Below are 13,030 nucleotides of genomic sequence, written 5' to 3' on the forward strand. Positions count from 1 at the left end.
TAGCCGCCGGGCGCTAGTATTCGCCCTCCTCATCGGGGCGATAGGCGGCGTTGCTCACTTGCGGCGCTGGGCTTTGGCCCAGTTGGTTTATCATTTGGCGCAGGCCCAGGCCCTCGCGGCGCTCCACTAGGTTGAAGTACTGAAACAGCATGGCCACCAGCGGCAGCACCGCCGTGAACACCCAGCCCAGCGCGTAGAAGGTCATAGTTGCCACGCCTAGGATTTCGGTGTCGAATTGCCAGTGCAGCAGCATTTTGCTTATCATCAGCGCGTAAAAAGGCAGAATGAACAGGTAGTTGATGACCCCGGTGATGAAGGTGATAATCATATACAAGCCGAACGTCGACCACCACTTGCCCTTAATCAGGTAGAACGAGCGGCGGAACGCGCCCGTCACGCTGCCATCTTCCATCCACAGGGCCGGGAAGTAGAGCGACAGGCACACCATCACCCACAGCAGCAGCGGCAGCAGCAGCACCACGAAGCCCGGGCCAATCAGGGCCAGGGCGCCGCCCGCCACGCCCATCCCAATCGTGAGGATGATGCCCAGCAGCAGGAAAGACCCAATCACGCTACCCAGCCGCGCCCACACCACGGCCCACACGCGGCTGGGCTGCACCTGCTCGTGGGGCGGGGTAGCCATGCGGACGCGCACAAACCCGTATACCGTGCTCGACAGCAGCAGGAAGGCCGCTAGAAATCCTACCATCATCAGGCCAACGCCCAGCACGGACGTGAAGTTGGCAAACGGGTTGGCCGGGTTGTACGACTGGGCAAGCCGGCCCGGCCCGCCGTAGCGGGACGATGCATTCGGCACCATGCTCAGGAACCGGCCCATGAACAAGCCCATGCCGATGCCGGCCAGCAGCGCCCCGGGCAGCACGAAGTAGAACAGGCACTTCAGCAGCGGCTTGAATTGCGCCGCCACAAACTCGAACGTGGCGCTGATTTTGGCCCCAAAATCCCGCTCGCGCCGGAAATCGGCCTCGTGGGTAAATCTGCTTTTTGCTTGCATCACAGTGCAGTAGAAATTGGAAGGTGGGTGTTCGACGGTGGCGAGTCGGGGCGTTAGTACTCGCCTTCGTCGTAGGGCTGGTAGGCAGCGTTGCTTACCTGCGGCGCGGCCGTTTGGCCCAGCGAATCGACCAGGAGGCGCAGCCCGGTACCGTCCTGGCGCTCCACGAGGTTAAAATACTGAAAGGCCAGCACCAGCAGCAGCGGCGGGTAGAACAGCAGCGAAGAAAGGCTGTTGATGCAGCCAACAACCACCTGCAGCAGCGGCGACTTGGTGCGTGCCGCCTGCATCAAGTCCGAAAACCCACCCGAAACCATCACCGCTACGCCGCCAATGCCGGCCAGCACCACGTAGTAGAGCAGCAGCGCAATGGCAATAAGCCCGAACGTGGACCACCACTTGCCCCGTATCAGCTGCCAGCAACGGCTAAACGTGGCCCCGAAGTCGCTGCCTTCGCTCAGCTTTACAATGAAGAACAAGCTCAGCACTACGCTGAGGTAAATGCCGGGGATGGCCAGGAAGAAAAAGCCCATTCCCACCAGCACCCCCACGCCCCAGAGGCACACAAAAGTACCTACTAACTCGTACCGCGCCAGGGCCCATACCTCGGCTACGGTGGGCGGCGGGCCGGGCGTGCGGCGCCGGGCCAGCAGCACCAGGTAGCCGTACACGCTGACGACCATCAGCGAAAACGAAATAGAGCCCACCAGCGAGCTAGTCCAGTAAGCCGACGAAGTGAAAATGGTTTTCCACATGCTGGCCTGCAGCTGCAGCGCGTAGGTGCTGTCTATGTGGGTGCCGACAGCCGGCCGCGAAAAGACCATAGGCAGGTAGTGCTGAATCAGGGCCTGCAACACGCTGCGCACCAGCAGCGCGGGCAGCATCACGTAGGCCAGCACCCGGCCCAGCGGCCGCCAGTGGGCGCCGAGAAACTCCAGGGTGGCCGAGATTTTCTGGCCGAAGTCCCGCTCGCGGTAAAAATCAGCCGCCTGGGTAAAAGACAAGCGCATAAATAACTAAACCAAAGCTAAGAGAGAGAAACAGTAGCCTGCCGCCGCATCAGCTGGCGCGGATACACCACGAAGTACCAGCCAATGAAGGCCGCCGACGTGCCGATGATGCCCAGGCTGGCGGCCAGCGGCATTTCGGTATGGCGCGTCACGAAGCCTTCGAGAAAGCCGGCCGTCACGAAGATGGGCACCAGCCCGATGGCCATTTTAAGCCCGTCGCGCGCGGCCATTCGGAAGGCCTCTGCCCGGCTGAATGTGCCCGGAAACAACATGCCCCGCGCCATGACAAAACCCGCCGCCCCGGCCACGATGATGGCCGAAATCTCCAGTGTGCCGTGAATCCAGATGGTGAGCACCGAGGCCTTCAGCACGTGGTAGTGGTGAAAAAAGTACTGAAACGCGCCCAGCATCAGCGCATTCCGAAACATAGACACCAGCGTGCCCACGCCCAGCGTGGCGCCCAGCACAAAGGTGCGCAGGGCCACGTAGATGTTGTTGGCCGTGATGCCCAGAAACATCAGCGTTTCGCCTTCCTTCTTATACACGGCCATGGGGTCGCCCCGGCGGATGTTTTCGATGGTTTGGTTCACGTACCCATCGCCCAGAATGACGCGCACAAACGAGTCGTCGTAGGCCGCCGACAGCGCCCCGAGGGCCGTGAATACCAGGAAAAGCACGGCCGTGAAGGCCAGCGTGCGGTGGTGCCGGGCCACCACCAGTGGCAGCTCCACGGCCCAAAACCGGGCGAAGCGGCCATGGTCCTGGCGCTTGTTGGCGTAGAGGCGCTGGTGCACCTTGGCGGCCAGGCCGTTGAGGTAGGCCGTGGTGGGCGAGGTAGGGTAGAAAGTCTGGGCGTAGGCCAGGTCGTCGGTGAGGGCCACAAAGCGGGCGGCCAGCTCGTCGGGGCCCACCTGGGGCCGCTTTTCGTACTGCTGCCAACGCTCCTGGTTCTGGCGCAGAAAAACGGCTTCTCGCATGGGGCAGGGTTGAAGGCCTTAAAGATAGGAAGCCGCTGCCACCCAACCAGCCGCGTAGGGCCGGGCTGCTCCGAAGTTTTGCGCGGCGCCGGTTTTGGCGTTTCTTCGTCGGAAATTCCCAACCCTCCGCATGGCTACCGTCCGCGTCCACACCGCCCAAAACGTTTCGCTCGAATACGAAGTCGCCAGTCTCGGCGACCGCATCGTGGCGGCCATACTCGACAACCTTATTCTGGGCGCCTGGCTGCTGGCCTGCGGCATGATGATGGCCGCCATGGAAATGAAAGGCAGCACGTCAACAGTGTTTCTGGGGGTGCTGGGGGGCGTGCCCTTCGTGTTCTACCACCTCATCTGCGAAGTGTTTTTCAACGGCCAAAGCCTCGGCAAGCGGGCCCGCGACATCCGCGTGATGCGCCTCGACGGCACCGCACCCAGCGTGGGCGACTACCTGCTGCGCTGGCTGTTGCGCATCATCGACACCGGCATCATGGGCGGGCTGGTGGCCATCATCACCATCGCCGCCAACGGCCGTGGGCAGCGCCTCGGCGACCTGGCCGCCGGCACCACCGTGGTGAAGGTGCGTCCGCAGGCCACCTCGCCGCTGGCCCCCGGCCTCAGCCCAATTGCGGGCTACCAGCCCGTGTTTCCGCAAGCCGCCCTGCTGGCCGACCACGACGTGGCCCTCATCCGCCAGCTGGCGCAGCAAGCCAGCGCCCGCGGCAACTACGAGGTGCTGAATGAGATTGCCAATAAGGTAAAGGAAATCACCGGCATCCGTACCGATTTGCCCGACGGCCCCTTCCTCCAAACCGTGCTGCGCGACCACGCGCACCTGGCTGCCACTGCGTAGCAGATGGCACACCTAAAGGCATAAAAAAGCGGCTTGCCCAAGTAGGGCAAGCCGCTTTTCATTCTAGTGCGTCATGCAGAGCGCAGCGAAGCATCTTTACCGCAATGCTAATTAAATCGGCCCAACGAAGCGGTAAAGATGCTTCGCTGCGCTCTGCATGACGTGCTCAACCTAGTTGCGCGTCATCGATTTGTTGGTGGACAGCTCCGTGAATGGAATGGGCCACACGTAGAGTACATCCGACGGGTTGACGGCCGAGATGGTGCCCTTGCCGGGGATGGGGGCGTTCAGGCGCATGATGTCGATGTTGCGCAGGCCTTCGCCCAGGAACTCGATGCGGCGCTCCAGCAGCAGGGCGTCGGTGAAGTCGGAAACCGAGGCGAAGGTGGTGTAGGCGCCGGTCGGATTCGAGCGGGTGCGCACGGCGTTGAGCAGCAGCAGGGCCCGGGCATCCACGCTGTTGGTGGAGCGCACGCGCGCTTCGGCCAGGTTCAGCATCACCTCGGCGTAGCGAATGATGGGGGCCTTGTCGGTGTAGGGCGAGCTGGTGTTGGTGCCCGAGGCGTACTTTTTCAGAAACGACTCGGTGCCCACCACCTGCACAAAGTTGGTGCGGCGGGCATCGGTAGCGGCGAAGGCGGGGTTGGCCAGGATGCCGCCCGCGCCGGTGTTCAGGCCGTATTCGCCGTTGCCGCCGTTGGCCGCGCCGGGGGGTAGGAAGTAGTAAGCCAGCTGGTTTTGGGTGCCCGGGCCGTCGGCCACGGTGAAGGGCGACGAGAAGATGCTTTCCGTGGTTTCCTGCGAGCCGCCAAACACGGCGGTTATCGACGGGTTCAGGGCGTTGGGCACGCCGCTGGGAGCCACGAAGGGTGCGGCAGCGGGCACCAGCTTGTCGGCTTCGCGAATTACGTCGGTGTAGCGGCCCATGCTCAGGTACACCCGGGTTTTCAGGGCAATGGCCGTGTTGCGGTGGGCGCGCGTCACGTTCAGGGTGCTGGCTGTGGCGCCGTAGGTCAGGGGCAGGTTGGCTTCGGCAAAATCCAGGTCGGCCAGAATTTGGGTGTATACCTCGCCCACGGTGCTGCGCGGCAGGTCGTTGCCGGTGCCGTCGGTTTCGGCTTTCAGGCGCAGGGGCAGGCCGGGGCGGCTGCCCGCGCCGTCGGTGTAGGGCCGGGCGTAGAACTGCAGCAGGTGGTAGTAGCACAGCGCGCGCAGGAAGCGGGCTGCGCCGCGGTAGTTGTTGGCCTTGGTGGCAAAGTCGGCCGGGAACGGCGCCGCCGCAAACTTGCCGGCGTTGGCGTCCATGCCGGCCAGAAACACGTTGGCCTGGTTAATGGCCGCGTAGCCCGCGCCCCAGGTATTGATGACGTCGTTCTGCGAGGTTTCGGTGAGCGTGTGGTTCCACACGGCCGTGCCGGTCACCAGGTTGGAGGCGCGGTTGAGGAAGTCGTTGGCGCGGATGTCGCCAAAAATCTGCACCCGGCCGCCCAGGAAAATGCCGGTTTTCACGTAGCTGTACAGCGCGTTGGCCTGCAGCTCGACGCGGGCGGGCGTATCAAACACCACCTTGTCGAAAAACACCGTCTGGGGAGCCGGGTCCAGCTTGTCCTTCTGGCACGACGACACGGCACCCAGGCCTAAAAATGCCGCGAATAAGGCCGCGGCCGCCTTGTTGTTGCGAAATATCTGCATCGGAAGAAGTCAGTTAAAAGCCAATGTTGAAGCCCACGGTGTAGGTCCGGGCCTGGCCCACGGAGTTGCGGTCGACGCCCGCGCCGGTGTTGTTGGCACCGTTGGTCGAAATCTCGGGGTCGATGCCCGAGTACTTGGTGAGCAGGAAGGCGTTTTGCACCTGCACGTAGAGGCGGGCGCTGGCCACGTTCACGCGGGTGAGCAGCGTCTGGCCGAAGTTGTAGCCGAGCGAGAGCTGGCGCACACGGGCAAAATCACCCTTTTCCACGTTCGACGACATCACCAGGGCCGAGCCGTTCGACACGTTGTCGCCGTACACCACCCGCGGCCACTTGGCGTTGGTGTTGCTTTCGGTCCAGCGGTCCATGATGTCGACTTCGTTGTTCCAGAAGCGCTGGTCGTGCAGGCCCGATTTCGTGCCGTTGTAGATGTAGTTGCCGCCCGAGTACTGGATGAACACACCCAGGTCGAAGGCCTTGTAACGGAAGGTGTTGTCGAGGCCGCCATAGAACGTGGGCAGGGTGGGGCCGAAGTACACGCCGTCCACCAGCTGCGTGGGGGCCGTGGTGTTGGTGTCGGTGCCCTTGATGGTCCAGCCCGTCGAGCCCGGGCCGGTGGTGCCCTGGTGGTTGTATTCTACCACGGTGCCGTCGGCCTTCTGAATCATGCGGCGGCCGTTGGCGGGGTTTACGCCCAGCGAGCGTACGGCCAGGATTTCGCCCACCGAGTGGCCCACTTCCGTGAAGTTCGAGGTTTCGAGGCCGCCCGTGGCCGTGCCGATGCGCTGGCCTTCGGTGGCCAGGGTCAGCACCCGGTTTTGGAGGGTGGTCAGGTTGCCGCTCACCGTCCAGGTAAAGTCTTTGCCCTGGAAGGCGTTGTAAGTCAGGTTCAACTCAATACCCCGGTTGCGCATCGAGCCCACGTTCGAGGCCAGCACGTTGCCCAGCGTGCCGGGTGCGGCGGTGCCGCTGTTGGCCACGTTCGGAATGCCCTTGGAGGGTGCCTGGGGCACGTCCAGAATCAGGCCGTCCACCAGGTTGCTGTAGTAGGAGAAGTCGCCCCGCAGGCGGTCCTGGAAGAAGCCGAAGGCCAGGCCAACGTCGCTTTTCTTGCTGGTTTCCCAGGTCAGGTTGGGGTTGCCGGCGGCGCTGAAATACAGCGTGGCGTTGCTGCCGTACAGGCCCGACGAATAGGTTTGCAGGAAGCCAAAGTCGCCGATGCCCTGGTTGTTGCCCACGCTGCCGTAGCTACCGGTCAGCTTCAGAAACGAGAAAGTCTGCGCGAACGAGGAGTTCTTCCAGAAGCCTTCCTCCGACACCACGTAGCCCAGCGAGGCGCCGTAGAAGTTGCCGTATTTCTTGGCAAAGGCCGAGTAGCCGTCGCGGCGCACGTTCACCGTGGCCAGGTACTTGCGGGCGTAGTTGTAGTTCAGGCGGCCGAAGAACGACACGAGGTAGTTGGTGCCCTGAAACTGGCCCGACGAGGCGATGTTGGTATAGCCGCCCTGGAAGGTGGTGAAAAAGTCGTCGGCAATGCTAGTGCGGCTGGCGCCCCAGCGCTGAATGTCAGTATTTTGCTGCTCGTTGCCCAGCAGCAGCGAAAAGTTGTGGTTCTCGCCAACGGTGCGGTCGTACTGCAGGGTGTTCTGCCAGTTCCAGCGCTTGTTGGTGCGGTAGTAGTTGTCGGCTTCGCCAGCCGGGGTCAGCGAGCCGGCCCGCGGCGTGTAGAAGGCCTTGTCTTCGAAAGAGATATTGTTGACGCCGTAAGTGGTGCGCAGGTTCAGGCCCTTCAGCAGTTCCAGGTCGGCGTACACGCTGCCCTCTATCTGGTTGCCGTCGGAGGTAAAGCGGTTGTTGGCGATGTCCACCACCGGGTTGATGAAACCGACGACGAAGGGCGCGCCGTTGGAGGGGTTCAGGTTGGGGCCGGCCCCGATGCTAGTGCCGCTCACGTTGGGCGTGCCATCGGGGTTGTAGGGGGCAATGTTGGGCGGCAGCAGGATGGGCACCCGGCCCAGGCCCGCCGAGCCAAACGAGTTGTCGCCCACCGAGCCCGTGTTGGGCGAGGAGTTTTGCGTGCCCGAGTAGCCCACGCGCATGCCCACCGTGAAGCGGCTGAACACCTTGTGGTCCACGTTCAGGCGGGCCGAGATGCGCTGGAAGTCGTTGTTCACAATCATGCCCTTCTGCTTGGTGTAGCCCACCGAGGAGAAGAAGCTGGTTTTCTCGGTGCCGCCCGAGAAGTTCAGGTTGTGCGACTGCGAGAAGCCCGTGCGGTAGATGTAGTCGTACCAGCGCGTGTCGGCCGCGTTGCCGTTGGCGTCAGCCAACTTGAAGCCTTCTACGTTGGTGGCCGGCTGGTTGATGGCCCGGCGGTTGGCGTTGAGGTTGCGCACGGCCTCGTTCTTGATGGTGACGTAGTCCTGCGCCCCCAGCACGTTGTACAGCCGCACCGGCTTCGACCAGCCCACCCACGTGTCGTAGTTCACGTGGCTCTGGCCTTTGCGGCCCTTTTTGGTGGTCACCAGAATGACGCCGCCGGCAGCCCGCGAGCCGTAGATGGCCGAGGCCGAAGCATCTTTCAGCACTTCCATGCTTTCGATGTCGGCCGGGTTCAGGTTGCTGAGCGGGTTGTTGGGCACGCTGTTCAGCGCCGAGTTGTTGCCGCTGAAGGCCGGAATGCCGTCAATCACAATCAGCGGCGCCGAGCTTAGGTTGATGGAGTTGACTCCGCGGATGCGAATAACCGGCGGGTTGTTCAGCACGCCGTTGGGGGTGGTGATGTTCACGCCCGGGGCCCGGCCCTGCAAGGCCTGGTCGAAGCTTTGCACCGGCGCGGTGGCTATTTCTTTGCCCGAGATGGAGGCCACGCTGCCCGTCAGGTCGCGGCGCGCCTGGGTGCCGTAGCCCACCACCACCACTTCGTCGAGGCCTTTGGTATCGGTAGCCAACTTAACGGAAACGTTCGTGCGGTCGCCAATGGCAATTTCCTGCGTGGCATAGCCCACATAGGAAAACACCAGCGTGCTGGCCGTGGAGGGCGCCGCAATGGAGAACTTGCCATCAGCGTCGGTCGAAGTGCCGAGTTTGGTGCCTTTTACGAGCACCGTCACGCCCGGAATGGATGCCCCGTCGGCGCCCGCTACGGTGCCGGTCACCGTGCGGTCCTGGGCCCATGCCACGTGCGTGGTAAGCACCGTCAGCGGGGTTATAAGGTGGAGTAAGGTTCTTCTCATATGTTAAATGGAAACTGAAAAAATGGTGAGAGTGGTGGCGAATATATAGAATTGATATTTCCCAAAGTACAAGCGCGTTGGCATTAATTTTTTTAATATCAATTCCAGTTTAGAGGAAAATACTTCAAGAATATGGAATTTGGTAAAAAATTTGTTAATTGACAAATAATGCAGGTGACTCAACCAATTGACACTATGATTGCTGAACCGTAGAATTTAACAATATTCTGTCTGTCAGAATATAAGAATAAAAAAAGCCCGCCGAGCTAACTCGGCGGGCTTTTTTACTTCAAGCAGCTTTAATGAGTGGCTTACCAGGGCACGTGCTGGCCCTGCCAGGTGAGGAAGCTGCCGTTTTCGTCGGCGTGAAGCTGCTCGGCCAGGCGAATGATGCCGCGGGCCGAGTCGGCGGGCTCCTGGGTGGCGTGGTCGCCGCCCATGTCGGTGCGCATCCAGCCCGGGTCTACGAGCACCGAAATCAGGCCCATATGGCCCACCTCGGCGGCCAGGCTGCGCATGTACATGTTGAGGGCTGCCTTGCTGGCGCTGTAGTGGTAAGGGTCGCCGGTGGCTTTCCAGGTGAGGGAGCCCTGGCCCGACGAGATGCTCAGAATGCGGCCCCGCTGGCCGGCGCGCAGCAGCGGCAGCAGCGCCTGCGCCACCAGCAGCGGCCCCACGGCGTTCACCTGCAGGGTTTCGATGGCATCGTCGTGGGTGAGCTGGCCCAGGCGCTGGTGGGCATCGCCCGAGCCCGCGTGCGGGTACACGCCGGCGTTGTTGATGAGCACATCGAGCGCATCGGTGTTGGCTTGCACGGCCTGCACGGCGGCGGCGATGGAGTCAGCGCTGGCCACGTCGAGGGGCAGCAGCACAAGGCGGTCGGCGTATTGCTGTTTTAGCTGTTGCAGCTCAGTGGCTTGGGTAGGCTGCCGGCTGGCGGCAAACACCTGGTCGCCGCGCTCCAGGTATTGGCGGGTTAGTTCGAGGCCCAGGCCTCGGTTGGCTCCGGTGATGAAAACGCGCATGGTGGTTCGGGATTGGCTTAAAGAAGTGGGGCCGAAGTTTACGCACAAAAAGGCCGCGAACTACACGGACTTATCCAAAACAACGCCCGTCGCCTGCCATTTGGCTACCAATGGGTCCGCTCACGGCCATTAATCAGCCGCTTCTACCAAAACGGCTCCCTGGGGCTGGCCATCCACGCGCAGGCGCAGGGTGTGGAGGCCGTGGCCGGAGAGCCGGGCTGCCCACGGCAGCGTGTGCGGGCCCGCGGGCAGCCAGCCATACGTTTGGCTGCTCAGCAACCGGCCCAACGGGTCGAACAGGTCGAAGGCCACGCGCCCGGCCTGGTTCAGGGTGAAGGCCAGGTGGCGGGGGCCGGCACCCGGGTTGGGGTATACGCGCACGTCGGTGGTGGCCCCGCCACGGGCGCGGGTGGCCGATACCACGGAGCGAGCCACGGCAATATCGGAAACAAGGCTGTAAGCCAGCGCGCCACCCACGGGCCCCACCAGCGTAGCCGCGCCCGTGGCGGGGCTGAGCGTGTAAAGGAACGCCTCGGAGGTGTTGCCTATCAAGGACGAGCGCACCAAATACAGCGTGTTGCTCCCCGATGCGGGGTTGTAATCCACATCAAAGCTCGCCAGCCCGCCCGTCAGGACAATGCCCACAGGGCCCACGGTACGCAGCGTGCCGGCGTTGGGCGGGTTCAGGGTCACCAGGCGGCCAGCGCTTTTGTCGAGGCCGTACAGCAAGGTGGCAGAGCTGCCGTTGTAGGTGTTTGAGTAGGCGATAGCGCCTACGTAGGGCGTTTGGCCGGCGTAGGCGTCGGTGTTGGCGTAAGCCAGGGGCGCATCGGTGGCCGCCAGCGTACCCGTACCCGGGTCGAGCCGGTAGTTGGCCGTGTTGCCCACCACCCGCACCTGGTCGGCCACCGGGTCGAACCCAAAGCCGATATTATTCGGAGAGCTTCCCAGCCCCAACGAAAGCACCGGGCCCACCGGGGAAGCCACGCTATTAACCGGATTCAGCACGAAAAGACGCGCCTGAAAGTTGCTGTATGCCAGTAGGTAAAGCTGCCCCGTGGCGGGCCGGGTCTCAATCGCAACCGGCAGCAGCCCTCCCGTGCCCGTGATGTAGGCCATGCGGGTGAGCGCAGCGGGGGCGGCCGCATCGAACGACGTGAGACTGACAGCACCGGCCACATCCGTGCTGGGCATTAAGGCATACACTGTTTGAGCCTGCGCCTGGTGCCCGAACCCAAACAGCCCGGCCGTGGCCAGCAATAGAGCAGTAAACGATAAGCGCATACCCAAACAGTAAAAGTGAACTCAATGAACCAGCCGACAACAGCCCCCGCGGTAGTTGCGAGCACGGCCACTGCCACGCGGCTAAGGTAAACGAAAAGCCCTGCCCACCAAAACGATGCGCAGGGCTTACTCAGGAGCCAGTGCCGGGCAATGAAGCCCCGGCTGGGGCAGAACTTACCCCGCCGCCACGGCCTTGCGGCGGCTGGCGGTTTTGGGCAGCCGCTCGGTGCCCTGCTCCAGTAATTCCTCGTCGCGCTCGGTCTTTTTCACCACCCAGCTCAGCGAGTACAGGTCCTTGCGACGGTCGCGCAGGTTGCGCACGGCGCCGCTGGTGTTCAGGTCTTTGAGCAAATCGAGGTCGAGGTCGGCAATGAGCGTCATCTCGGTGTTGGGCGTGGCCTCGGCCACGATGGCGTCGTGCGGGAAGGCGAAGTCGGAGGGGCTGAACACGGCCGACTGCGAGTACTGAATGTCCATGTTTTCGACGCGCGGCAGGTTGCCCACCGAGCCGGTGATGGCCACGTAGCACTCGTTCTCAATGGCCCGGGCCTGGGCGCAGATGCGCACGCGCTGGTAGGCGTTTTTGGTGTCGGTCCAGAAGGGCACGAAGAGGATTTTCACGCCCTCGTCGCTCAGCATGCGGGCCAGCTCGGGGAACTCCACGTCGTAGCACACCAGGATGCCGATTTTGCCGAAGTCCGTGTCGAAGCACTTGAGCTTGTCGCCACCGCGCATGCCCCAGTAGCTGGCCTCGTCGGGCGTTACGTGCAGCTTGTACTGCTCGTCCACGGTGCCGTCGCGGCGGCAGAGGTAGGCCACGTTGTGCAGCTTACCATCCTCATACACCGGCATCGAGCCGGCCACGATGTTGATGTTATAGCTCACGGCCAGCTCCATCATCTTGGTTTTGATGGGCTCGGTGAAAGCCGCCATGGCCCGGATGGCCACCGCCGGCGAGTCCTCGTTGGTGAGGGCCATGAGCGGCGCGTTGAAGAACTCCGGAAACATCACGCAGTCGGCCTTGTAGCCACTCACCGTATCCACGAAGAACTCCATCTGCTGCAGCAGGTCTTCGAGGCTGCGGGTGGCGCGCATCTGCCACTGCACAATGCCAATGCGTACGTTGCTTTTCTGGTTGCCGATGAGCTTTTCCTGCTCCTCGTAGTACACGTTAATCCATTCCAGCAGCGTTGCATAGGCCTTGCTCTCAGAGTCATAAGGCAGGTAGCCGCGGATGATTTTGCGCACGTGAAACTCGTTGGAGAGCTGGAAGGTGAGGATGGGGTCCACCACTTCCTTGTTGCGCACCATCTCCACGTACTTGGCGGGCGTCATCTCGTTGGCGTAGGCGGCGTAGCCCGGAATGCGGCCGCCGGCCACCATAGCGCGCAGGTTCAGGTTTTCGCACAGCTCCTTGCGGGCGTCGTAGAGGCGGCGGCCCAGGCGCAGGCTGCGGTACTCGGGGTCCACGAACACGTCGACGCCGTAGAGCGTGTCGCCCTCGTCGTTGTGGGTATCGAACTTGCCGTTGCCCGTGATTTTGGCGTAGGTGTGCTTGTCGCCGAAGCGGCTGTAATCCACGATGATGGCCAGTGCGGCGGCCACCAGGCGGCCGTTGTCCTCAATGCCAATCTGGCCCTCCGGAAACTTGCGGAGCAGGGCCGCAAACTCGTCGGCCGCCCAGGCGCCCTCCATGTTGGAGTACACCTTGTCCATGATTTCCTTGATGGCCTTGAAGTCGGAGCGGCGCAACGTGCGCAGCACCAGCTTGTGGGCCGGCACAGCGGTGGGCGTCAGGCGCTCGGCCACCGGGGCCGCGGTGGGCGTGGGTACTTTTTTGGCGTGTGAACCGCCGGGGTTGGCTTTGCCGTTGGCAGATTGGGCCATGATGAAGTCGGAATTAAAAGGAATGCAGAATAGGAATGAGGGCAATATGCCCTAA

Annotated in this window: 9 protein-coding genes; 1 reads left to right on the top strand and 8 read right to left on the bottom strand. The window is 62.6% G+C overall.

The window, feature by feature from the left end:
* Positions 1–13: 13 nt before the first annotated feature.
* Genes I2I01_RS11170 through I2I01_RS11180 form a run of 3 tightly spaced genes read right to left on the bottom strand, consistent with a single transcriptional unit; the run spans position 14 to position 3,002 of the window.
* Positions 14–1,015: a hypothetical protein gene (locus I2I01_RS11170; protein ID WP_196286518.1), complete on the bottom strand. Its 1,002-nt coding sequence runs from the start codon at positions 1,013–1,015 to the stop codon at positions 14–16.
* A gap of 53 nt (positions 1,016–1,068) precedes the next feature.
* The gene (locus I2I01_RS11175; RefSeq protein WP_196286519.1) at positions 1,069–2,025 is read right to left on the bottom strand and encodes a hypothetical protein; all 957 of its coding nucleotides are present in this window, start codon (positions 2,023–2,025) and stop codon (positions 1,069–1,071) included.
* Between the two features lie 17 nt (positions 2,026–2,042).
* Entirely contained in the window at positions 2,043–3,002 is a 960-nt protein-coding gene (locus I2I01_RS11180) for a stage II sporulation protein M (protein WP_196286520.1), read from the bottom strand.
* 130 nt (positions 3,003–3,132) lie between these two features.
* Between I2I01_RS11180 and I2I01_RS11185 the strand changes: the two genes are divergently transcribed.
* The gene (locus I2I01_RS11185; protein WP_196286521.1) at positions 3,133–3,852 is read left to right on the top strand and encodes an RDD family protein; all 720 of its coding nucleotides are present in this window, start codon (positions 3,133–3,135) and stop codon (positions 3,850–3,852) included.
* A gap of 171 nt (positions 3,853–4,023) precedes the next feature.
* On the opposite strand, the gene I2I01_RS11190 is transcribed toward I2I01_RS11185, so the two are convergent.
* The 5 genes from I2I01_RS11190 to I2I01_RS11210 form a co-directional block, all read right to left on the bottom strand.
* Positions 4,024–5,544: a RagB/SusD family nutrient uptake outer membrane protein gene (locus I2I01_RS11190; protein ID WP_196286522.1), complete on the bottom strand. Its 1,521-nt coding sequence runs from the start codon at positions 5,542–5,544 to the stop codon at positions 4,024–4,026.
* 13 nt (positions 5,545–5,557) lie between these two features.
* Positions 5,558–8,779, bottom strand: coding sequence for a SusC/RagA family TonB-linked outer membrane protein (locus I2I01_RS11195; protein WP_196286523.1), 3,222 nt, complete (start codon positions 8,777–8,779; stop codon positions 5,558–5,560).
* 311 nt (positions 8,780–9,090) lie between these two features.
* Positions 9,091–9,804, bottom strand: a complete 714-nt coding sequence (locus tag I2I01_RS11200) for an SDR family oxidoreductase (protein WP_196286524.1) — start codon at positions 9,802–9,804, stop codon at positions 9,091–9,093.
* A 129-nt stretch (positions 9,805–9,933) separates the two neighbouring features.
* The gene (locus I2I01_RS11205; RefSeq protein ID WP_196286525.1) at positions 9,934–11,088 is read right to left on the bottom strand and encodes a DUF4394 domain-containing protein; all 1,155 of its coding nucleotides are present in this window, start codon (positions 11,086–11,088) and stop codon (positions 9,934–9,936) included.
* A 174-nt stretch (positions 11,089–11,262) separates the two neighbouring features.
* Positions 11,263–12,804 (bottom strand): carbon-nitrogen hydrolase family protein, encoded by a 1,542-nt coding sequence (locus tag I2I01_RS11210; protein WP_230679065.1) that lies wholly within the window; start codon positions 12,802–12,804, stop codon positions 11,263–11,265.
* Positions 12,805–13,030 lie beyond the last annotated feature (226 nt).

Origin of the sequence: Hymenobacter properus (assembly GCF_015694735.1) — a bacterium.
Taxonomy (GTDB): domain Bacteria; phylum Bacteroidota; class Bacteroidia; order Cytophagales; family Hymenobacteraceae; genus Hymenobacter; species Hymenobacter properus.